We start from the raw sequence: 21,703 nt of genomic DNA, 5'->3' as shown, positions 1-21,703 counted from the left end.
ACGGAGTATAGCGTAAAGCCCGCCCGAGCGCCCAAAATACATTGCTTATTTGTATGCTTTTATTGCGGTATTTGTTACTTTTAATCTATGAAATTTAAAGTTGTATCAAAATTTGAACCTACTGGTGACCAACCACAAGCAATTAAAGAGTTGGTTAAAGGGGTAAATGAAGGAGAAAAACACCAAACTTTACTAGGAGTTACAGGCTCTGGAAAAACGTTTACGGTGGCAAATGTGGTAGAAAAGGTACAAAAACCTACCTTGGTTTTAGCACATAATAAAACGTTGGCTGCGCAATTGTACTCTGAGTTTAAGCAGTTTTTTCCTGAGAATGCTGTGGAGTATTTTGTGTCTTATTATGATTATTACCAACCTGAAGCTTATATACCTACTACGGGAACTTTTATAGAAAAGGATTTATCTATTAATGAAGATATAGAAAAATTGCGCTTAAGTGCCACTTCTTCCCTATTGTCTGGCCGTAGAGACGTGATTGTTATTGCATCTGTGTCTTGCTTATATGGTATTGGTAACCCTGTAGAGTTTCAGAAAAATGTAATTTCTATTAAAAGAGACCAGGTAATATCTAGAACCAAATTTTTACATCAATTGGTACAGAGTTTATATTCTAGAACTACTGAAGATTTTAGAAATGGTAATTTTAGAGTTAAAGGAGATGTGGTAGATGTTTTTCCTAGTTATGCAGATCATGCGTTTAGAATTCATTTTTTTGGTGATGAAATAGAAGAAATTGAAGCTTTTGACCCATTACACAACAAAGTATTAGAGGTATATGAAAATTTAAATATTTACCCTGCTAATATGTTTGTAACATCGCCAGATATTTTACAAAATGCCATACATGCTATACAAGCAGATATGGTAAAACAGGTTGATTATTTTAAGGAAATTGGAAAACATTTAGAAGCTAAACGTCTTGAGGAACGTACTACTTTTGATTTGGAAATGATACGTGAACTTGGCTATTGTTCTGGTATAGAAAACTACTCTAGATATTTAGATGGTAGACTACCGGGAACTAGACCCTTTTGTTTATTAGATTATTTTCCGGATGATTATTTAATGGTGATAGACGAGAGTCACGTTACTGTACCACAAGTACACGCTATGTATGGTGGTGACAGAAGTAGAAAAGAAAACTTAGTAGAATATGGTTTTAGATTACCAGCTGCAATGGATAACAGACCATTAAAGTTTGAAGAGTTTGAAATGATACAAAACCAAGTAATACACGTAAGTGCTACACCTGCAGATTATGAGTTACAACTAAGTGGTGGTGTGTATGTAGAGCAAGTAATTAGACCTACAGGCTTACTAGACCCTATAATAGAAATAAGACCTAGTTTAAACCAAATTGATGATTTGGTAGAGGAAATACACTTACGTATAGAAAAAGATGAGCGCACTTTAGTTACTACACTTACTAAGCGTATGGCGGAAGAATTAGCTAAATATTTAGACCGTATTAGTGTACGTTGCCGTTACATACATAGTGATGTAGATACTTTAGAACGTGTAGAAATTATGCAAGATTTGCGTAAAGGTTTGTTTGATGTACTTATTGGCGTTAACCTATTAAGAGAGGGATTAGATTTACCTGAGGTGTCTTTAGTTGCTATTTTAGATGCGGATAAAGAAGGTTTTTTACGTAGTGCACGCTCTTTAACACAAACTGTAGGTAGAGCTGCAAGAAATGTAAACGGTAAAGCCATTATGTATGCTGATAAAATTACAGCTAGTATGCAAAAAACTATTGATGAAACAAACTACAGAAGAGAACGCCAAATTGCTTACAACACTAAACATAACAAAAAGCCTATGGCTTTAAATAAAAGTTTGGATAGTGCTTTGTCACAAAATTCGGTTTCTACTTACCATTTTGAAAAAGAAGAAGCAAGAGCTGCAGAGCCAGATATGGCTTACTTAACTACAGACCAAAAGGATAAAATGATACGTGAAAAACGTAAAGCTATGGAAAAAGCTGCTAAAGAATTAGATTTTATGGAAGCCGCTAAATTAAGAGATGAAATAAAAGCTTTACAGGAAAAATAAAAAATGCCCTAAGTAAAATTACTTAGGGCACTTTACAAAAACTAACCAACCAAATCTAATATTGCTTTATCCTAGCGTATAAAACAATATTTTAAACTTATTATGCAATCTCTATTAACCTTTTTGGCTTAGGTAATGCTTCTTCTTTTTTAGGTAACGTAAATTTTAAAACTCCATTTTTATAGGTAACATTAATACTATCTTCATTTATAGTATCTGGCAAACTAAAGGTTCTTTTAAAACTTTTTACACTAAATTCTTTTAATGAGAACTTTTCGTTTACATCTGTTTTAACTTTTTCATCTAACACAGATACAGATAAAATATTTTTATCTATTTCTATATTAAAATCTTCTTTTTCTCTACCTGGAGCTAATAACTCTAAAGTGTAATCTTTTTCGTTTTCCTTAATATTTACTGGTGCTGTATTAGATGTATTATTCTCTAAGCCACCATACCAATCTGTATTTAATATTTCATTTAATAATGAAGGAAAAACTGTATTTCTTTTAACTAAACTCATAACTAACAATTTTAAATTTTAATAATTATTCTTGTTATGTTACTTTTCAAATTATATACCAACCATAAATTAATGACTTTTTGTCATAAACAACTAATATACACACGACAAAAAGACAGTTTTTAAATATTATACACGCCAAATTATGCTGTACCTAACTAAAAAGGAGACACAGTTATGAAAAAAAATAGTAATAAAGGAGTTATATTAGTTCTGCTGTGCTTTAAAAGCTTGCTCTATAACATTTAATGGAACCTCTTTATTAGGGTAATTATGCATTATAGATAATACTTGTTGTATGGCCATTGGAGATAAGCCCATACCTAAACCTAATTTATGTAGTTTATTAATTTCTAATATAGATTGTTTTTCATCTACATTCATTAATTTAACTAGGTTAAAAAAATGACTAATTTTTTCTGCTTCTGTACCTGGTTTTATACGTTCTATTTTTGCTTCAAAAAGAGAGTCTAAAACAACAGCATCTACACCCAAATCTTCTGCAACTTCTACTAAAAAGTCATACTCAGATTGTACTAGGCCGTCAACCTTTGCCAAATCAATTAAATCTAATAATATACTTAGTTTTTTTAAATAATTGGTTTTTACAGACATAGCTAATTTTATTAGCGGCAATATACTGCATTTTATAAAAAACATCCAAGAAATGGTTCATAAATTGTATAACTGATACATATCTATGTATCAATGGTATATTTATAGTAACTTTGTACAAAATAATATATTTATATATGACGAATAATGATGTCCTAAAAAAATTGAGAGTAGCACTTATGCTACGTGATGATGATATTGTGGAAATATTAAAATTGGTAGACTTTAAAATTTCAACAAGTGAACTTGGTGCTTTTTTTAGAAAAGAAGATCATCCTAAATATATGGAGTGTGGTGATCAAATATTACGTAATTTTTTAAACGGATTGGTTATATATTTACGCGGTTCTAAGGACAACCCAACTACACCTGCTGAGGCTTTGGCTAAAAAAGGAAAAACTACTTTACCTAAAAAAAAGATATACAACAATAACAAACCTAAACCTATTTATAAAGATAAGGTTAGAGAAAAAAATAAAAATCAGGACTTAAGTACTGTAAAATACAAGAACAAAAAGAAATAATTTTTTGTTGGGTACAAAAAAAAGGGACAATCACTTAGATTGTCCCTTTTTTAGTATATTTAATTGTATGTAGCTTAAGCTAATACTTCCTTTACTTTATCTGCAGCTTCTTGGAATTGTACAGCAGACTGTACATCTAAACCAGAATTATCTATTAATTCTTTAGCTATATCTGCATTAGTACCTTGTAAACGTACAATAATTGGAACGTTTATAGTACCCATATTTTTATAAGCATCTATAACACCTTGTGCAACACGGTCACAACGTACAATACCACCAAAAATATTTATTAAGATTGCTTTAACAGCAGGATCTTTTAGTATAATTTTAAAAGCAGCTTCTACACGTGCAGCATCTGCAGTACCACCAACATCTAAAAAGTTAGCTGGCTCACCACCTGCTTGCTTAATTAAATCCATAGTTGCCATTGCTAAACCAGCACCGTTAACCATACAACCAACGTTACCGTCTAAGTCTACATAGTTTAACCCTAATGCACCCGCTTCAACCTCAATTGGGTTTTCTTCACGCAAATCTCTCATTTCTGCGTATTGCTTTCTTCTGTAAAGTGCATTATCATCTATAGATACTTTAGCATCTACAGCCATTATTTTATTGTCTGATGTTTTTAACACTGGGTTAATTTCAAACATACTAGAATCACTCTCTACATAAGCTTTATATAAAGAAGCAACAAATTTTGTCATTTCTTTAAATGCTAAACCAGATAAGCCTAAGTTAAAAGCAATTTTACGTGCTTGAAAACCTAGTAAACCTGTTGCTGGGTCTATTTCTTCAGTAAAAATTAAGTGTGGAGTTTTTTCTGCAACCTCTTCTATATCCATACCACCCTCTGTAGAATACATAATCATATTTCTACCAGTAGCTCTGTTTAATAAAACAGACATATAAAATTCTGATGTTTCACTCTCACCTGGGTAGTATACATCTTCAGCTACTAAAACTTGGTGAACTTTTTTACCCTCTGCAGAAGTTTGCGGTGTAATTAGGTTCATCCCTATAATGTTACCTGCAATTTCTTCTACTTCGTTTAAATTTTTGGCAAGTTTAACTCCCCCACCTTTACCTCTACCACCAGCATGTACTTGTGCTTTTATTACATGCCATCCAGTGCCAGTTTCTTGTGTAAGTTGCTTTGCAGCAGTTACAGCTTCTTGTGCGTTATGAGCAACAATGCCACGTTGTATACGTACGCCAAAGCTTGCTAAAATCTCTTTTCCTTGATATTCGTGAAGGTTCATATATATTAGGTATATTTTGTTCTGGTACAAAAATAAGAAACCAAGCTCAATTTCTCTAATTAATTTTAAGTTAGCTTACTATAATTATAGTGTATACTCCTAAATAAATCACAAAAATGTTTTATTTATAACAAATTGTTATTTTTTAATAATATTGCAACTATATTTTTTGAAGCTATAAATAACTATCTTAGTTTTGTCTAATAAAATATAAACAATATACTTATGCAAGCATCCGATTTATTAAAAATTGCAAAAACATACGGAGATCCCGTTTATGTATATGATTCGGAAAAAATAGTTTCCCAATACCAAAGATTAACTAATGCATTTAAGGGTGTTAAAAAATTAAAATTAAACTATGCCGCAAAGGCGTTGTCTAACATATCTATATTACGCCTAATGAATTCTTTAGGTAGTGGTTTAGACACTGTGTCTATACAAGAAGTAGAATTAGGGCTTTTAGCTGGTTTTAAACCAGAATCTATTATATATACACCAAACGGAGTATCTTTAGAAGAAATTGAAAAAGCTGCTGCTTTAGGTGTACGTATTAATATAGATAACTTGTCTGTATTAGAACAATTTGGTAGTAAACACCCAAATATTCCTGTTTGTATTAGAATTAATCCACACGTTATGGCCGGAGGTAACTCTAACATTTCTGTTGGTCATATAGATTCTAAATTTGGAATTAGTATTCATCAAATACCACATTTATTACGTATTGTAGACCTAACTAAAATGAATATTAATGGTATACATATGCATACTGGTAGTGACATTTTAGATATTGACGTTTTCTTATACGCTTCTGAAATACTTTTTGAAACTGCTAAAAACTTTAAAAACTTAGATTTTATTGACTTTGGTAGCGGATTTAAAGTACCATATAAAACTGGTGATATAGAAACTAACGTAGAAGAATTAGGTCAGAAATTAAGTGCAAAGTTTAATGACTTTTGTAAAGAATATGGTAAAGAATTAACCTTAGCATTTGAACCTGGTAAGTTTTTAGTGAGTGAATCTGGTTTCTTTTTAGCAAAAGTAAATGTAGTTAAACAAACTACATCTACAGTATTTGCTAGTATAGACTCTGGTTTTAATCACCTAATTAGACCTATGCTTTATGGATCATCTCATGAAATTTTAAACATTTCTAATCCAGAAGGAAGAGAACGTTACTACTCTGTTGTAGGTTACATTTGTGAAACGGATACTTTTGCTAGCAACCGCAGAATTAATGAAATATCTGAAGGAGATATCTTATGTTTCCGCAACGCAGGTGCTTATTGCTTTACTATGGCTAGCAATTACAACTCTAGATTTAGACCACCAGAGGTATTATGGCACAATGGCGAGGCAATTTTAATAAGAGAAAGAGAAACTTTTGATGATCTTATTAAAAACCAAATAGATGTAAAAAATTTATTTTCGAAAAAAGAAATGAAAAAAGAAAAAGCCACTGCTAAATAAGCAGTGGCTTTTGCCTTTAACTAACTAAACTTACAAACTTTCTTCTAACTTATTTTCTAATTGTTTATTAAAATCTGATTCAAATTTTTCTTTAAAATTAACCTCCAACTCTAAATTACCTTCTGCATTTTTCTTTACATTTAATTTGTTTATGGTTGATGCAATTGTTAATACACTAACAGTTTCTAGTGCCTCTTTACCTGCTTTATAACTTCCAATATTTTTAAGACTTTGTAGTAAACTAGAAAAAAATTGCTGCATCTGAAATTTTTCTATTTTAGAACCTTTTACCTCTTCGAGTGCTGTATTTACCAATGTAACACTAAAAGTGTTTTTTAAATACTCTTCTATTTCCCTCTGTATTCTTTTTAGCTCTAAAGGTGTTGGCACCAATTCATCTTTAACTTCAAAATATGTGTCATCTGTTAAAATATCTACAAAACGCACAAAATTTATAATGCTAATACACGCTATATCTGCAATTTTAACATAACTAATTTTTTCACCAGAAACCAGCACCACAATACTATTTTCTACATTTATTTTTATTGGACTCCCTTCTAAAAACAAACCTGTAGTTAAATGCAAAGAAACAACAGCTTTACTTTTTTGATTAATAATTGTATTATGTTCTACAATTTTATCTAAAATAACTCTTGGAGTTTCTACCAATAAAGATGGAAAAAGTTTTTGTATATTCATCTTATACTATTTTAATTTATACAGCAAAATTATAAGCATTAGAACACCTATACTACCCTTGTTTTAGTAAAAACCAATCACGGTAAACAGGGAGTATAGTATATTTGTAAAATAATTTTTTATATTTTTCGTTAGCTTTGTTAAGGTTGATGGACTAAAAACTAAAATATTTACTATGAAATTAAAATCTATAAACGCTTTACAGATTTGTGCTATATTCTTTTTAGCATTTACATCTTTTACAACAAATGCTCAAGAAGTAAAATGGCTTAGCTGGGAAGAAGCTATAGAGCTAGCTGCAAAAGATAAAGAGCCTAAAAAAATGTTTATAGATGTTTACACAGATTGGTGCGGATGGTGTAAAAAAATGGATGCAGATACATTCCAAAATCCTGAAGTAGCTGAATATATGGCAAAAAACTATTATATGGTAAAGTTAGATGGTGAACGTAAAGAGCCATTAGAATACAAAGGACAAACTTATAAATTTGTTGCGTCTGGAAGAAGTGGTTACCACGAGTTTGCTGCTGCATTAATGCAAGGTAAAATGAGTTACCCAACTACTATTTTTTTAGATGAAAAACAACAAATGTTATCTCCTGTACCTGGCTACCAAAAACCTAAACCATTTTTAAAAATTGCCAAATATTTTGGTGAAGATATACATAAAACAAAAAAATGGGCTGAATATGACTCTAAAACAGAATAAGCCCACATATAGTATAAAAAAAGCGCTCTAAACTAGTTTAGAGCGCTTTTTTTATACTTAAATTTAAGATTTAGTCTATTACTTTTCCTTGCGTCACAAAAGACAAACCTTGCTGACCTTTGGTAGATATAAAAACACCTTCAAAAAGCGGATTACTTGATAACTTACTTATCTTCCAATTAAAAATAAAATTACCTCCAGTACCACCCTCTTTATTATGCTCATCTATAACAATAGCTACACTCTCCATAGGAGCTATATATATTGGCTTTTTTGCATAATTACGAATAGACTTACCTACGGTATTAAAATACTCTGCTTTTATAATATACAAAGTATCTGTACTGCTAGTATTACGCATATTTATTGTTGCTGTTAAGTCATGCGTTGTATGCTCTGACTGACTATAAACTTGTGAATAAACAGATAAATAAGTTTTACCTGCCTTTAAAGAATCTGGGATTTTAAACCCTACACTTCTCTTATCCCAGTTTACCGTACTTAAAGTATTAACATCCTTGTGATCTGTACAAGAAACAACAGCAAATATTAGTAATAAAACAAAGCTTCTCATTATAATTTGTTTGAAAGACTAAGTTACATAAAAATAAATTTTATCTATACTATTATGCCTTACTAAAATACTTTTTCTTAAACCAGAATGATACTCTAACCAACAATATTAAAGCAGGTACTTCTACTAAAGGTCCTATTACACCTGTAAAAGCTTGACCAGAATTTAATCCAAAAACAGCAATAGCTACAGCAATAGCTAACTCAAAATTATTACCTGCAGCGGTAAATGCTACAGCAGTTGTTTTATCATAACTTGCTCCTGTTTCTTTTGTAAAGAAAAACCCTATAATAAACATTAATGTAAAGTATATTAATAATGGTATAGCAATAATTACAACATCCATAGGTATTTCTACAATTAACTCTCCTTTTAAAGAGAACATTAGCACAATAGTAAACAGCAATGCTATTAAAGTTAATGGTGAAATAGTAGGTATAAACTTAGTATTGTACCACTCTTCTCCTTTTAATTTTACAAGTATTAATCTACTTAAAATACCTAATAAAAAAGGAATTCCTAAATATATAGCAACACTTTCTGCTATAGCACTAACAGATATATCTACAATAGCACCTTCAAAACCAAAGTAAGGAGGCAAAACAGTAATAAATAGCCATGCATAAAAACTATACGCAAATACCTGAAAAATACTATTTAAAGCCACTAAACCAGCTCCGTACTCACTACTACCCTCTGCCAAATCATTCCATACAAGAACCATTGCTATACAACGTGCCAAACCTATTAAAATAAGTCCAACCATATACTCTGGATAATCTTGTAAAAAAATTATAGCCAAGAAAAACATTAATACAGGTCCAATAATCCAGTTAAGAATTAAAGAAATAGATAATATTTTTGTGTTTTTAAACACTTTTGGTAAGAGTGCGTAATTCACTTTTGCTAGTGGTGGGTACATCATTACTATTAGCCCAATTGCTATTGGAATATTTGTAGTTCCACTACTAAAAGAATCTATAATCCCCGGAAAACTTGGCACAAAATAACCTATACCTACACCTAGTAACATTGCAATAAAAATCCACAATGTTAAGTAACTATCTAAAAAACTTAATTTTTTACCCGCCATTATTTCTTAATATTTGAAAAGATATAAAACATTTCTGCAGCAATTTGCGTGCTTCTTTCTTGGTATTTTTCTGCTTGTTGTGGTGTACCATCAAAAGCTTTTGGATCTTCAAAAGTTATAGGAACACGTTTTTCTGCACCTGCTATAAAAGGACAACCACCATCTGCTTGCGAGCAAGTCATAATTGCAGCAAATTCTGAAGCAGGATTAAATTCTGCATCATACTTTTTAGAAAAACCAATAATTGGTGCTGCATTTACACCATATTTTATACTATAAACAGGATTGTCTGTACCTGCTAGTTTTTCTATTTTAAAGCCAGTGTTACTTAATGTGGTTGCTACCATAGGAAAAAGAGCTGTTGCTTCTGTTCCACCAGAATAACAAGTAACATTTTTAACATTAAAATAAGCTGCCATTGTTTGCGCCCATACTTGAGACAAGTGACTTCTTCTAGAGTTGTGTGTACAAATAAAATTTAAACGAATGTCTTCATTTTTAGTTGCTTTTTCTTGTACATAATCTGCTAAAGGTTGTAAAATTGCCTTACGCTCATTACTAACTTCTACTTTTTTTAAATCACCAATAAAGGAGTTAATTTCTTCAAAAATCATTTTTTAAACTTTTTAAATTCCCACAATTGCGCTTCTGCGCTCTAAAATTATATTATCTAGCCACTTACCGTTAAGTCTACCAATTTTTTCTCTGTAACCTATTTCTCTAAAACCACATTCTTTATGCAAGTGTAAACTAGCTTTATTAGCTCTCATAATACCAGCTTGTAACGTCCAAATATTATTTTGCTCACTAATAGTTATTAACTGTTTTAGCAGTAATTTACCATAACCTTTGCCTCTGGCATTAGCTGCCACATAAACACTAACTTCTGCTACACCGCCATAAACACACCTAGATGAAACTGCTGCTAAAGAAGCCCAACCTTGCATAGTACCCTCATTAGCAAACAATGCCATACACCCAAATGGCAAATGAGCTTTGCTCCACACATCCCAAGTTGGAACTTTAGTTTCAAAAGTTGCTACACCAGTGCTTATACCATCTTGATAAATTTTGGCTACACTAGAGTAATTAGCTTTAGAAATTGGTTTAAATTCCATTTTAGCAACAACCAGAATTAGGAGCACAACTATTGCCAGATGCTTGTATACTTGCTAGCTTTACCTTTTCTTTTTTTTCTGGAATACCACATTTATCTTTTGCTAAACAATCTGTTAATTTTGATGTAAGCAAAAAGTTAGTTCCGTCAAAATCTAATCCGTATTTACCAATAGTATCTCCTTGATATTCTACTTCTACTTCTAAATCTGGAATGCCTAAAACTTTTTCAGACAATTCTATTATGTTTACTAATTTTTCTGGATGCAATCTATGATCATAATCTTGCTCATTCCACAATTGAAAATTAACAACCTCTTCATTTCTTACAGTACCACCACAATCAATAAAGTTTTTAGTTACCTTACCTACTTCTGTTACATGAAAATGACTAGGTACTAATTCTCCGTTTGGCAATTGAAATGCTATTTTTTCTAAGCTTTTTAAATTTGCTTTAACTTCTGATAATTTCATATAAATATTATTTTAAATTAAACTTAACAACAACTATTATTTTCTTCTAAATCTTGATCTAAAAACTGACTCATTACAGTTTTCATTTTTGTCCAATTTTCTTTATGTATACAGTAGCAAACACTTGTACCTTCTACATTACCTTTTATAAGCCCTAATAACTTTAATTCTTTTAAATGCTGAGAAATTGTTGGTTGTGCCAAACCAATAACTCCTACTAAATCTCCACAGATACACGTATTTATTTTAAATAAGTGTTGAAGTATGGCTACACGTGCTGGGTGACTAAAAGCTTTAGCGTAAATTGCTACCTGATTTTGGTCTTCTGTAAATATTTCTGTCTTTGCTAAACCCATAACTTAATTTGTTTATTGCAATATTACGATTAATATAAATACAAAAGCAAATTTTACTCAAAAAAAATGCAGCATAACTTAAAAAGCTATGCTGCATTTTTTATAATATAAGTTATTATTTATCTACTGTAGTTAGGAGACTCTTTAGTTATAGTAACATCATGAGGGTGACTCTCATTAATACCACTAGCTGTAATTTTAACAAATTTACCTTTTTCCTTTAAAGACTCAATATCTTTAGCTCCACAATACCCCATACCTGCACGTAAACCACCAACAAATTGATGTATACTCTCATACAACTCTCCTTTGTATGGTACACGGCCTACTATACCTTCTGGTACAAGTTTTTTAATATCATCTTCTACATCCTGAAAATAACGGTCTTTACTACCTTGTTTCATAGCCTCTACAGAACCCATTCCACGGTAAGACTTAAACTTTCTTCCTTCGTAAATAATAGTTTCTCCTGGAGATTCTTTAGTACCTGCTAATAAAGAACCTAACATTACTGTATCTGCACCAGCAGCTATAGCTTTAGGTATATCACCAGTATATCTAATTCCGCCATCTGCAATTACAGGAACCCCACTACCTTTTATAGCTGCTGCAACCTCTAAGACTGCAGAGAATTGAGGAAAACCAACACCAGCAACTACTCTAGTTGTACATATAGATCCTGGACCTATACCTACTTTTACAGCATCTGCACCAGCCTCTACTAAATATTTAGCAGCCTCTGCTGTTGCTATGTTACCTACAATAACATCTAACTCTGGAAATTTCTTTTTAACTTCTTTTAAAACAGCAACAACACCTTTTGTATGGCCATGTGCTGTATCTATAACAACTGCATCTACACCAGCATTTACTAACGCTTCTGCACGTTCTACTGCATCTCCTGTAACTCCTAAAGCTGCAGCAACCCTTAATCTACCATAAGTATCTTTATTAGCTATAGGCTTTAGAGTTAGTTTTGTAATGTCTCTAAACGTAATTAAACCAACCAATTTGTTGTCTTCATCAACAACAGGTAGTTTTTCAATTTTATTTTCTTGTAAAATATCTTCTGCTTGTGCTAAAGAGGTACCTTCACTAACAGTTACCAAGTTTTTAGAAGTCATTACTTCTGAAATTGGCCTGTCGTTATTTTTTTCAAAACGAAGATCTCTATTCGTAACAATACCAATTAATTTACCCTCTTCATCTACTATTGGAATGCCGCCAATGCTATACTCTTTCATATTTGCTTTAGCGTCACGCACAACAGAATTTAATGGCAAAGTAACAGGATCTATAATCATACCACTTTCTGCTCGTTTAACTTTACGAACCTTTGCTGCCTGCTCTGCAATGGTCATATTTTTATGTAACACTCCAATACCGCCTTCTTGCGCCATGGCAATTGCCATACGAGATTCTGTTACAGTATCCATTGCCGCAGAGACAATTGGTACATTTATAGTTATGTTTCTTGTAAATTTTGCTTTTATACTTACTTCTCTTGGAAGCACTTCTGAAAAAGCAGGAACAAGGAGTACGTCATCGTAAGTAAGACCTTCTCCAACAATTTTATTTAGGTGAGCTTGCATAGCAATTAAGGATTAATTGCGTGCAAATATACAATTTATAAATGTAAACAACCACATATTTACCAATAAGAGTTTTCACAATGTTTTCTTAACGTTTGCATAGCATACGTATACCTCTCTTGTGCGGATGCTAAACAACCTTTAAAGCGTAATTTTTTAGGAACTACAACTGCATATACAAATTTACCTTTTGCTATATGCGCTAACCTTTTTAAGGTTTTTTCATTTAAAGTATCGTAAACTTCTTTTACCCAAATGTGTTGCTCTTTATACAATATGGCTTTATCCCAAGCTAAACTTTCTTTTTCACTTAAAACAGTGGTATTTGAATATAAATTATACATACTTAAAAAAGCAGAATTAAATACTTTTTCGCTACCTATTTTTGCAGCATCTATAACATCATTTTTTAAAAACATTTTATATGGGTAATGAGTAGCTAAGTTTAATTTAGCAGAAATAAAATGTGCCATCCTTGGCCAAACAACTTTATGCCCTTTTTTTTCTATAGATAATGCATACCATTTGTAAAAATCTCTTCTTTGTTTTATGGTTTGATATTCTAAAAATGAATTGTTTTTTAGATTAAAGCTATTTGCTTGTTGCCAAGTAACCGTATTTTTCAATCGGTCTTTTTTAAGCCAGTCTTTAGGCAAAAGTGTATTTCTTCCGGTTTTTTGCTGATATGCTTTAAAATTCTTCCATTCGGCAGCAGAGCTATCAACACAAAAAAAGAATAGAATAAGAGTTACCAAGTAGCGCATAGTAGTATAAAGCTACTAAACTATACAGTAATAACTAAGTTGTGGCTTGTTTTTTAATTAATTGCCATAAAATTACCAGAGCAGATAACGTAAAAGTAAGTGTCATTAATGTACCCGAAATCATAATTATATACTTCATCCAAAGTAAACCTGACCATAGTAAATAAATACCTCCAAATGTTAGCAATACAGACAAAAACGGTTCTATTGTTAAAAACAGTTTTAACTTTTTTGGTAGTTTTGTAAGCCACACCAAACCTCCTAATAAAAAGAAAATAAAAGACATAGACAATATATGTGTATGCACTGTAGTAAGGATTTCTCGCTTACTCTTTTTAAATTTCATTACCTCTGCATCTTCATCTTCTTCATTACCTAAATAATTTTCTGTAATGCCTGCTGGTTTGGCTCCGGTGGTTTCATTAACAAACATAAGTCCTGTATAAAAACCAATAGACAAGATAACTACAAAAGCTCCTATAAATAGTTTTATTTCTGATGGAAAAGTGCCAAGTAGTCCGTTGTATTTCATTATAAAATTTTAAAATTTAATTTCTAGTGTAGCATAGTAATTTCTGTTAGCCGAAGGAATTATACCAGGACCAGGATATCCTGTTGCTCTTCTAGTAAAATATTCTTCATCTAATAGGTTATTTACACCTGTTTCTAATTTTAAAAATTTATATCTGTACGACATTGAAAAATCTAAAACATTATATTTTGGTATAACACCATTTACACCACTTAAACTTGGCTCTTTAGAGTTAGTAGCATCTGTGTATTGCTGTGTTAGGCTTGTATATTGTATGCTAGTTAACATATTTTTCCACCCAAATTTTACACCCGTTTTTAAGTTAAAATCAGGTACAAATTCTACTTTATTTCCTACAATACCATTTTGCTGAGACTGGGTATACTCAGAATTAATAAAAGATGTATTTATAAAATAATTAAAGCTAAAACTACTATTTATTTTAAACACCTTTTTTAAATTAAAATCTACTAAAGACTCAACCCCTATAATACGAGCATCACCAACATTTGTTCTTTCTTGCACCACACTACCATCATCTAAGGCTTTTGTAACCAAACCTATTCTGTCATTATAAAAAAGACCAAAAACACCTGCGTCATAAGAGATATAGTTTTTATAATTACCTCTAAAACCAAGATCTAAAGTATATCCTTTTTCATCGGATAAATCTCCAATTCTAAAAGAAGGGTTCACAATATTTAAGTCAGAAAAAGTTACTGACCTGTAGTTTTGAGATGCATTACCATAAATCTCTAAAAACTTATTTGGCTTATAACTTGTTCCCAAACCAAATAATATAAAAGAACGCTCATTACTATCATTACTCTCTACCGTTTCATTTAAAATAACATTACCTGCTGCATCAGTATTTATTTTTTTAAAAAAACCGTCGCTCTCTGTTTTTATATATTCTACTCTTAAACCAGGTGTTAGAGACCAATTATCCTTTAGGTAAAATATATTTTCACCAAAAAATGCAATATTTAAATTAGGATTTTTATAATTAGACTGCGACGGGTAATTAGGATAATCATTTATTGCAGAAGAAAAGTTAGCGTCACTACCATTACTTCCTGGCCCTTGTATAGATGTGTTGTTTGCCTTATAAAACTTAGTACCAATTAAATAGGTTGCTTTTTTTCCAAAAAAAGTATACTTGTCTAACAACTTAGCTTCAAAACCAAAGTTTTTAAAATCTCCGGTAATTAAATCTCTTTCTTCATTTGTATCTACTTGGTTTACTCTGTTTGTTCTAAAACCTAGGGCATCTCTAGACGCATTTAAACCAAAAAAGTTAAATAATAAGCTGGTATTTTCCGTAAAATTGTGTTTAAACTTTATATTATATAAAAGCCAATTAACTTTAAACCAGTTTCTTGCTCTATTACTTTGGTAAGGGTTTTCATTAAACATATTATCTGTTAACCCACCAGCTTGTTGTGCTAAATAATTTAAATATGTAACCTCTGCTTCTACTTTAGTTTTTGTACTTAATTGATACCCCAAATGCATAAATGCATTTTTAGAATTAAAGTATGAATTTGGCCTAAAACCATCTCCTTGCTTAAAATTAAAACTAGCATAATAGCTAAATTTATTTTTTGTACCACTTACACTTGTGTAATTGGTATACAAATTATTACTACCAACAGTGTTTCTTGTTAAAACTTCTATTTCTTTAGTTGAATTTGGCTTCTTAGTTACAAAATTAACTAGTCCTCCAAACTGAGTTCCGTATTGTAAAGACGCTGCACCTCTAATAATTTGTATTTCTTCTAAAGCTTCTGCAGGCGGAGTGTAATAGCTTTCTGGATACCCTAAAACATCTGCACTAATATCATATCCGTTTTGACGTGTATTAAAGTTAGATGTTCTGTTTGGATCTAAGCCCCTCCCTCCTATGTTTAACTGTAGGCCAGCATCATCATTTTGAAAAATATTTAATCCTACAACTTGACTATATATTTGCCTTGCATTATTAGAGGCTAAATTTGCTACAGATTCACTTACCAAAACAACCTCTGTTTTTTTACCTGCATAGATAGACGTACCTACAACATCTTCTAACCGTTTTAAATTAAAAATTTGAGCTTTTCTGGCTACAACTTCTACTTCTGTTAATTCTATTTCTACAGCAGATAATTGTTTATTTAATACAGTATTACCTACCACATTTACTATTTCTTCTTCTATGTTATACTCATATGAAAAAAATACAATTTCTAATTGTTTCTCGTCTGTAATAAACTCATAGTAGCCTTTATTATTGGTAACAGAAACCTTACCCTTGGCTTTATTATAAATTTCTACACCACGTATAGGTACGTTATTTTCTTTAGATGTAACGGTTCCCGAAACTTTATACTGAGCATAAAGAGATGCGTTACAAAATATAAGTAGTAATACTATTTTAAAATCCTTTAATTTCATCGTTAAATGGTAAAATCCACGTTTTGTGTTTTAATAAATCTTTTTCTTTGTAAAGGTCTATACTTGGGTCTATGTATGACTTACTTAACCTTCCATTAAGCGCCACATAACTCTCTACATAAACCTGAACATTTTTATGTTTTTGTTTTTTAAAATGATCTCCCAAATAATGTGCATATTGCACTATAAAATCTGGCTGAGTGCTCATTTGTTTTTCTTGAAAAGGGGTTAAAAAGTCTGCGTTATTTACATAAAATTGCTTTTTAGTTTTACTATCTACAATTTTAAAATTTGCATAGCCCATTTTTTCCATAAGCATTACACGCCAAGAAAAACGATATCCTTCTTCTGTCCAGAAAAGCTCTCCAGGATACAACAAATACCTAAATGGTAGTAATAACTGAATAGTAAAAAACACAGCTAAAAAGCCTAATATTAATCTCTTTTTATTGATAGAGTATATATTTTGATCTTTTACCGCAGCTGTATTTTTAGTTATAGTGATAGGCAATTTATAACTTACTTTTCTTATATGATTGATAATTTTAATATGAAAGTTGTCACTAAAAAAGATAAGACTACTCACTATCATTATATAAGGAAACATACCTATAGGAAACAGAACTCTTGTTAATAAATGAAAAATAACTACAGCTATAAATGCTAAAATTCTAGTTCTCTTATAAAGTAGTAAAAACGGTATTAACAAATCATACAACATACCAGACCAGCTCATAAAGTAATGAACCCATTCTTGCTGTAAAATAGAGTTACCTATAAAAGGAACATCATACTTAGAAGGTAACCATATTTTTAAAGGCATAGCTCTAAATAGCCAATCGGAATTTATTTTTGCTAATCCCGCATAAAAATATACTATACCTAATAGTAGTTTTACACTATCTATAGTATAGCTTGGCACGTAACTATATGTTTTTTTTCTTAGGTAAGAATCTACAGAGAAGTACGCATTTGCAGGTAAAAAAATCATTAAAAAACTTAGTATACTTACAAAGTAATAATGGTTTAAGTAAGTAGTCTTATCCATTAACTCTATATAAGTAAAGCTTAAAAAAAATAAAAAGATTGCTAACCTGTATTTGTAACCAATTGCTACTAATATTGCTGTTATAGCGCAAATTATAAAGAAAACATAAGTGTAGTTTCCTATTGGCTTAATCCATTCAAAATTATAATATGTAAAATGAAATTTAGGCTTAATGTATAGTTCATAGATCCACCCTTTAGACCAAAACCTTAGAATACTTAAAAACATTAAAACACCAAAACAAACTCTAAATACCACCAAAGGCGCTATATGGCTTGTTTTACTTAAGTATGTTTTAAAATTAGCTGTCATTTTTATACAAAAAAAGATTCTCTAAAGTATTAGAGAATCTTTAATTATTAGTTCTTTAGTATATTAATCTCCATCTGCATCTGTATAGTCTACATTTACACTAAATGCTTGCAACATATCTACTTTAATTAAAACAACTACTTTTTGTAGAGCATCATAAGCCTCAGTCATTTTAACATTATCTACATCTACTTGGTTAGATAAGCTAGCATCTAATTCTAACACCTTGGCGCTAGCATCATTAATTTTACCGTTAATAATAGCGTTTAAATCTTCACCTTGTGTAATATCATTTAAATAATCTAAATAATCTGCAAAACCTGTTCCGGTAGTGGTAGAGTTATAAGCTTTGCCATTAAAAAAATCTTGAATATTTTGTACAGCAGCAACTAATAAATCTTTTGAGTTTTTATCACTATAAAATGCTTCTACTTTAGAAGGTAAAGGTGTAGTAGAAAAAACTCCTGCAGGAATACCTACTTTGTTAGCGCGTAATCCTTTTTCAAAATAAAAAACAAAATCGTTAGCTAACTTATTAAAAGCACTTGTTGCTGTGTTCTCTGTACTAGCAATAAAAGTTTCTCTATAACCAGATTTCCAATCGGTTAATACAGTCTCGGTTAATATATTCATTTGGTTTACCAAGTCTGACAAATAAGTTTTGTATCCAGCTCCAGATGTTGTATTGGTGTACTTTTCTACAATATCCGCATTAGTTTCTGCTAAGCCAAATAATAAGTAATCTAAAGCAGGAAAACCAACAGCATCATTATTATTAGGGTGCGTTAAGTCATAAGTTCCCGAACCTACATTACTTTCTATATCATCTATAGACGTAGGATAAACATTCATTTGAAAAGCATAGTTAATTTCTTCTGCTTTTCCTATGTTGTACATTTCTACAGATTGCCAAACTTTGTAAGCAGATAGCCATTTGTCTCTTAACGCAATTAAATTAATTTCTGAAGGAGATGCTATAAAATTATCCTTTTCTTCTTGTAAGTCATTTAACTTAGTAGATAAATCTTCGTAAGATGGTATAATTATTTTATCTGCAACATTAGTTAACAGTCCTCCCCTATTAAAGTCGTCTTTACCATTATTAACGGTATCAGAACTATCATCTGATGAGCTACAAGCATAAACCGTTAATGCAGCTATAAAAACAAAAATCACTCTCTTCATTTATCCTTAATTTTATTTATTCTAAATAAAGGGCAAAAATAAGAAAAAAGTAGTCATAAAATGACTATTTACGACTACTTTTTTAAAAAATGCTCCTAGTTAAAAACTTTTAGTTTACTGTTTCTTCTGTAGTAAAACCATATGCTGCAGCAATTTCATTAGAAATCTGATCTAATGTTGCTGGTGTAACATCCCAAAAGCCATTACCTGCCATTAATGTATCCATATAGCCATCAATAGTAGCTGCATCTAATACAGGAGAATCTGTAACAGTATCTCTAGTAAAACGTAGACTGTTTATAAAACCTAAAGCTTCAGATAAACTGTGAAAAGCAGAAGCCTTATCACTTTCTAACACTTCTTTACCAGATTGCAGGTAATAAACGCTACGTACTGCTACTACTTTAGAAACTTTTTCTCTAATAATTTGTGCTTGCTCATCTCTAAGCTCGTAATCTTTTGCTACAATTGCCGCTCTTCCTAACTTAAATGCCTCATAAATATCATTAGCAATACCTGTAAAATCTGAATCAGCTTCTACACTTGCTAAATATTTATTTAAAAAACTGTCTTTTCCTAATTCTGGCGTAGCAGGAGTATCTTCATTACCATATAAATATCCATAAGCTTCATCCCACTTATGTTCCATATTTGTATAGTTTTTACCATCTACTAAAGTACCCGCATCATTATCTGCTGCGTTAGTACCTTCATCTAAAACAGCAATGCTTAAGTAGTTGTTTAACATTTGATCTACCATTAAACCTCCTATTATAGATTTAGCAATTGCTTGGTTATACTCTAAACCTTTACCGTTTACGTATCTTGTAGATCCACCACCTATTTGCTGAATTTTACCGGCACTACCTGCAACAGCATCATCATCCCATTTAGGAAAAACCTCTGTTACTTGAGCACTAATCCACAAATCAAAATTTTCTTTTATAGCTATAGATGCTGTAGTATTAGTTGAAAAATAATCTGCAGATGCTGCAATTTTACTACGTACACTTTTGTTAGAGCTGTTTAAATCTGCATTAGAAAAATCGTTATTGTTTTCTTCATGAGCAAACATAGCATCTAATTTTTCTTCTGTGCTTGTATTATCTAAAAGAGCAGATATAAATTCTTCTGCCATTTGTATTCTAGTAGTTTGACCTCCAAAATCCACAGAACTCTCCCCATTATTTTCAAAAACATAAGTAGCAGGAACAGCAACATTTGGATTATCGTTACCATCACCATTATCATCTGAAGAACAAGATGTAAAAATAACGCTTGTTAAAAATAAGCCTGCAAATAATTTATTTACTTTCATAAGTACTATTATTAAAATATTTTTTTGCAAATATCTCTAATAGAAACATATAAAACAATATTTATTTAGAACAAATAAAGATAATGGTGTTAAATTTTTAATTAACAGATGATTACACCTGAACTAATTAATGATATTTAGAAAATAATTCTGTTGCTTTATTGTATGCAGCTTCAAAAACCATCCAATTTACATTAGTATCTACCTTTTCTGCAGTAAAATAAGATAACATTTTTTCTGTGGGCATATTACCTGTTAAATCGTCTTTTGCCATAGGACAGCCTCCAAAACCTTGTATTGCGCCATCAAACCTAACACAACCTGCGTTATAAGCCGCCGCAACCTTCTCTTGCCATTTGGTTGGTGTAGTATGTAAATGTGCTCCAAATTTTACTTTTGGGTATTTTGGAATTAAATTAGAGAATAAATAATCTATAACATCTGGTGTAGAAGAGCCTACTGTATCTGACAATGAAATAATATTAACACCCATTTTTGCCAATTTCTCTGTCCATTCACCTACTATCTCTACATTCCAAGGATCTCCATAAGGGTTACCAAAACCCATAGAAATGTATGTAACAACCTCTTTATTTGCAGTATTAGCAATATCTAATATTTGCTTTAGTGTTTCTACAGATTGCGCAATTGTTTTATGTGTATTACGCATCTGAAAGTTTTCTGAAATAGAAAAAGGGTAACCTAAATAGTTTATTTCTTTATGCTTACTAGCATCTTGGGCGCCACGTACATTTGCTACTATAGAAAGTAGTTTACTCTGAGTTCTAGATAAATCTAAGTTTGCTAAAACCTCTGCCGTATCTACCATTTGTGGTATTGCTTTAGGTGATACAAAACTGCCAAAGTCTATAGTATCAAAACCACAATCTAATAAAGACTGTATGTATTTAACTTTTAACTCTGTTGGAATAAATTCTTTTATTCCTTGCATTGCATCTCTTGGGCACTCTGTAATTTTTACTTTAGCAGACATAAATTAATTGTTGACTTTTTCAAAA

22 protein-coding genes are annotated in these 21,703 nt (G+C 31.1%); 4 read left to right on the top strand and 18 right to left on the bottom strand.

Translation table 11 applies throughout. The features are described 5' to 3' along the window. The first annotated feature begins 87 nt into the window (after positions 1-87). On the top strand, positions 88-2,073 hold the full coding sequence (gene uvrB / locus JM80_RS10000) for an excinuclease ABC subunit UvrB (protein WP_013619683.1): 1,986 nt from the start codon (positions 88-90) through the stop codon (positions 2,071-2,073). Between the two features lie 100 nt (positions 2,074-2,173). On the opposite strand, the gene JM80_RS09995 is transcribed toward uvrB, so the two are convergent. Together JM80_RS09995 and JM80_RS09990 are read right to left on the bottom strand one after the other, a co-directional pair. Beyond that, a complete protein-coding gene (locus JM80_RS09995) occupies positions 2,174-2,596 on the bottom strand; it encodes an Hsp20/alpha crystallin family protein (RefSeq protein WP_013619684.1) in 423 nt (140 codons plus the stop codon). Positions 2,597-2,803: 207 nt separating this feature from the next. Further along, positions 2,804-3,211 (bottom strand): hypothetical protein, encoded by a 408-nt coding sequence (locus JM80_RS09990; RefSeq protein WP_013619685.1) that lies wholly within the window; start codon positions 3,209-3,211, stop codon positions 2,804-2,806. A 137-nt stretch (positions 3,212-3,348) separates the two neighbouring features. On the opposite strand from JM80_RS09990, the gene JM80_RS09985 reads away from it, so the two are divergent. Then, positions 3,349-3,735 carry a DUF1456 family protein gene (locus JM80_RS09985; RefSeq protein ID WP_013619686.1) on the top strand — a complete coding sequence of 129 codons (387 nt, stop codon included), beginning with the start codon at positions 3,349-3,351 and terminating at the stop codon, positions 3,733-3,735. A 74-nt stretch (positions 3,736-3,809) separates the two neighbouring features. Here JM80_RS09985 and sucC read toward each other — a convergent pair whose 3' ends face one another. Then, a complete protein-coding gene (sucC, locus tag JM80_RS09980; RefSeq protein ID WP_013619687.1) occupies positions 3,810-5,000 on the bottom strand; it encodes an ADP-forming succinate--CoA ligase subunit beta in 1,191 nt (396 codons plus the stop codon). Between the two features lie 225 nt (positions 5,001-5,225). On the opposite strand from sucC, the gene lysA reads away from it, so the two are divergent. Next, positions 5,226-6,476, top strand: a complete 1,251-nt coding sequence (lysA, locus tag JM80_RS09975) for a diaminopimelate decarboxylase (RefSeq protein WP_013619688.1) — start codon at positions 5,226-5,228, stop codon at positions 6,474-6,476. 30 nt (positions 6,477-6,506) lie between these two features. Here lysA and JM80_RS09970 read toward each other — a convergent pair whose 3' ends face one another. Then, positions 6,507-7,178, bottom strand: coding sequence for a hypothetical protein (locus JM80_RS09970; protein WP_144709948.1), 672 nt, complete (start codon positions 7,176-7,178; stop codon positions 6,507-6,509). A gap of 175 nt (positions 7,179-7,353) precedes the next feature. On the opposite strand from JM80_RS09970, the gene JM80_RS09965 reads away from it, so the two are divergent. Next, entirely contained in the window at positions 7,354-7,887 is a 534-nt protein-coding gene (locus JM80_RS09965; protein WP_013619690.1) for a DUF255 domain-containing protein, read from the top strand. A gap of 70 nt (positions 7,888-7,957) precedes the next feature. Here JM80_RS09965 and JM80_RS09960 read toward each other — a convergent pair whose 3' ends face one another. The 14 genes from JM80_RS09960 to JM80_RS09895 all read right to left on the bottom strand — a co-directional run bounded on the left by JM80_RS09960 (position 7,958) and on the right by JM80_RS09895 (position 21,678). Next, entirely contained in the window at positions 7,958-8,461 is a 504-nt protein-coding gene (locus JM80_RS09960; RefSeq protein WP_144709946.1) for a DUF3124 domain-containing protein, read from the bottom strand. A 52-nt stretch (positions 8,462-8,513) separates the two neighbouring features. Then, positions 8,514-9,554: an ACR3 family arsenite efflux transporter gene (gene arsB / locus JM80_RS09955; RefSeq protein ID WP_144709944.1), complete on the bottom strand. Its 1,041-nt coding sequence runs from the start codon at positions 9,552-9,554 to the stop codon at positions 8,514-8,516. Then, a complete protein-coding gene (locus tag JM80_RS09950; RefSeq protein WP_089119048.1) occupies positions 9,554-10,168 on the bottom strand; it encodes a low molecular weight phosphatase family protein in 615 nt (204 codons plus the stop codon). Before JM80_RS09950 ends, arsB begins: the two co-directional genes overlap by 1 nt. 12 nt (positions 10,169-10,180) lie before the next feature. Then, positions 10,181-10,672, bottom strand: a complete 492-nt coding sequence (locus JM80_RS09945) for a GNAT family N-acetyltransferase (protein WP_144709942.1) — start codon at positions 10,670-10,672, stop codon at positions 10,181-10,183. Between the two features lies 1 nt (position 10,673). After that, positions 10,674-11,144 carry a DUF6428 family protein gene (locus JM80_RS09940; RefSeq protein WP_034644511.1) on the bottom strand — a complete coding sequence of 157 codons (471 nt, stop codon included), beginning with the start codon at positions 11,142-11,144 and terminating at the stop codon, positions 10,674-10,676. Positions 11,145-11,167: 23 nt separating this feature from the next. Further along, positions 11,168-11,500, bottom strand: coding sequence for a helix-turn-helix transcriptional regulator (locus tag JM80_RS09935; RefSeq protein WP_013619696.1), 333 nt, complete (start codon positions 11,498-11,500; stop codon positions 11,168-11,170). A gap of 119 nt (positions 11,501-11,619) precedes the next feature. Beyond that, the gene (gene guaB, locus JM80_RS09930) at positions 11,620-13,092 is read right to left on the bottom strand and encodes an IMP dehydrogenase (RefSeq protein WP_013619697.1); all 1,473 of its coding nucleotides are present in this window, start codon (positions 13,090-13,092) and stop codon (positions 11,620-11,622) included. Between the two features lie 59 nt (positions 13,093-13,151). Further along, positions 13,152-13,856, bottom strand: coding sequence for an Insecticidal toxin complex protein (locus tag JM80_RS09925; RefSeq protein WP_144709940.1), 705 nt, complete (start codon positions 13,854-13,856; stop codon positions 13,152-13,154). A 34-nt stretch (positions 13,857-13,890) separates the two neighbouring features. Then, the gene (locus JM80_RS09920; protein ID WP_144709937.1) at positions 13,891-14,388 is read right to left on the bottom strand and encodes a hypothetical protein; all 498 of its coding nucleotides are present in this window, start codon (positions 14,386-14,388) and stop codon (positions 13,891-13,893) included. A 9-nt stretch (positions 14,389-14,397) separates the two neighbouring features. Then, positions 14,398-16,821, bottom strand: coding sequence for a TonB-dependent receptor domain-containing protein (locus JM80_RS09915; RefSeq protein WP_144709935.1), 2,424 nt, complete (start codon positions 16,819-16,821; stop codon positions 14,398-14,400). Continuing rightward, a complete protein-coding gene (locus JM80_RS09910) occupies positions 16,802-18,181 on the bottom strand; it encodes an HTTM domain-containing protein (RefSeq protein ID WP_144709933.1) in 1,380 nt (459 codons plus the stop codon). The genes JM80_RS09915 and JM80_RS09910 overlap by 20 nt, the downstream gene beginning before the upstream one ends. A 63-nt stretch (positions 18,182-18,244) precedes the next feature. Then, entirely contained in the window at positions 18,245-19,366 is a 1,122-nt protein-coding gene (locus JM80_RS09905; protein WP_013619702.1) for an imelysin family protein, read from the bottom strand. A gap of 109 nt (positions 19,367-19,475) precedes the next feature. Further along, positions 19,476-20,684, bottom strand: a complete 1,209-nt coding sequence (locus JM80_RS09900; RefSeq protein WP_144709930.1) for a DUF4856 domain-containing protein — start codon at positions 20,682-20,684, stop codon at positions 19,476-19,478. 127 nt (positions 20,685-20,811) lie between these two features. Next, complete coding sequence (locus JM80_RS09895) at positions 20,812-21,678, bottom strand: hydroxymethylglutaryl-CoA lyase (protein WP_013619704.1); 867 nt, start codon at positions 21,676-21,678, stop codon at positions 20,812-20,814. Positions 21,679-21,703 lie beyond the last annotated feature (25 nt).

The organism is Cellulophaga sp. RHA_52 (assembly GCF_007827205.1).
GTDB classification, from domain to species: domain Bacteria; phylum Bacteroidota; class Bacteroidia; order Flavobacteriales; family Flavobacteriaceae; genus Cellulophaga; species Cellulophaga lytica.
Note: the sequence above shows the minus strand (reverse complement) of the source record. Positions and strands in the feature narration are given on the sequence as shown.

Coding starts and splice junctions, on each gene's coding strand:
- JM80_RS09905 (WP_013619702.1), bottom strand. CDS start 19,366: ATGAAGAGAGTGATTTTTGTTTTTATAGCTGCATTAACGGTTTATGCT.
- sucC (WP_013619687.1), bottom strand. CDS start 5,000: ATGAACCTTCACGAATATCAAGGAAAAGAGATTTTAGCAAGCTTTGGC.
- uvrB (WP_013619683.1), top strand. CDS start 88: ATGAAATTTAAAGTTGTATCAAAATTTGAACCTACTGGTGACCAACCA.
- JM80_RS09950 (WP_089119048.1), bottom strand. CDS start 10,168: ATGATTTTTGAAGAAATTAACTCCTTTATTGGTGATTTAAAAAAAGTA.
- arsB (WP_144709944.1), bottom strand. CDS start 9,554: ATGGCGGGTAAAAAATTAAGTTTTTTAGATAGTTACTTAACATTGTGG.
- JM80_RS09940 (WP_034644511.1), bottom strand. CDS start 11,144: ATGAAATTATCAGAAGTTAAAGCAAATTTAAAAAGCTTAGAAAAAATA.
- JM80_RS09960 (WP_144709946.1), bottom strand. CDS start 8,461: ATGAGAAGCTTTGTTTTATTACTAATATTTGCTGTTGTTTCTTGTACA.
- JM80_RS09935 (WP_013619696.1), bottom strand. CDS start 11,500: ATGGGTTTAGCAAAGACAGAAATATTTACAGAAGACCAAAATCAGGTA.
- JM80_RS09945 (WP_144709942.1), bottom strand. CDS start 10,672: ATGGAATTTAAACCAATTTCTAAAGCTAATTACTCTAGTGTAGCCAAA.
- JM80_RS09915 (WP_144709935.1), bottom strand. CDS start 16,821: ATGAAATTAAAGGATTTTAAAATAGTATTACTACTTATATTTTGTAAC.
- JM80_RS09925 (WP_144709940.1), bottom strand. CDS start 13,856: ATGCGCTACTTGGTAACTCTTATTCTATTCTTTTTTTGTGTTGATAGC.
- JM80_RS09920 (WP_144709937.1), bottom strand. CDS start 14,388: ATGAAATACAACGGACTACTTGGCACTTTTCCATCAGAAATAAAACTA.
- lysA (WP_013619688.1), top strand. CDS start 5,226: ATGCAAGCATCCGATTTATTAAAAATTGCAAAAACATACGGAGATCCC.
- JM80_RS09910 (WP_144709933.1), bottom strand. CDS start 18,181: ATGACAGCTAATTTTAAAACATACTTAAGTAAAACAAGCCATATAGCG.
- JM80_RS09965 (WP_013619690.1), top strand. CDS start 7,354: ATGAAATTAAAATCTATAAACGCTTTACAGATTTGTGCTATATTCTTT.
- JM80_RS09995 (WP_013619684.1), bottom strand. CDS start 2,596: ATGAGTTTAGTTAAAAGAAATACAGTTTTTCCTTCATTATTAAATGAA.
- JM80_RS09900 (WP_144709930.1), bottom strand. CDS start 20,684: ATGAAAGTAAATAAATTATTTGCAGGCTTATTTTTAACAAGCGTTATT.
- guaB (WP_013619697.1), bottom strand. CDS start 13,092: ATGCAAGCTCACCTAAATAAAATTGTTGGAGAAGGTCTTACTTACGAT.
- JM80_RS09990 (WP_013619685.1), bottom strand. CDS start 3,211: ATGTCTGTAAAAACCAATTATTTAAAAAAACTAAGTATATTATTAGAT.
- JM80_RS09970 (WP_144709948.1), bottom strand. CDS start 7,178: ATGAATATACAAAAACTTTTTCCATCTTTATTGGTAGAAACTCCAAGA.
- JM80_RS09895 (WP_013619704.1), bottom strand. CDS start 21,678: ATGTCTGCTAAAGTAAAAATTACAGAGTGCCCAAGAGATGCAATGCAA.
- JM80_RS09985 (WP_013619686.1), top strand. CDS start 3,349: ATGACGAATAATGATGTCCTAAAAAAATTGAGAGTAGCACTTATGCTA.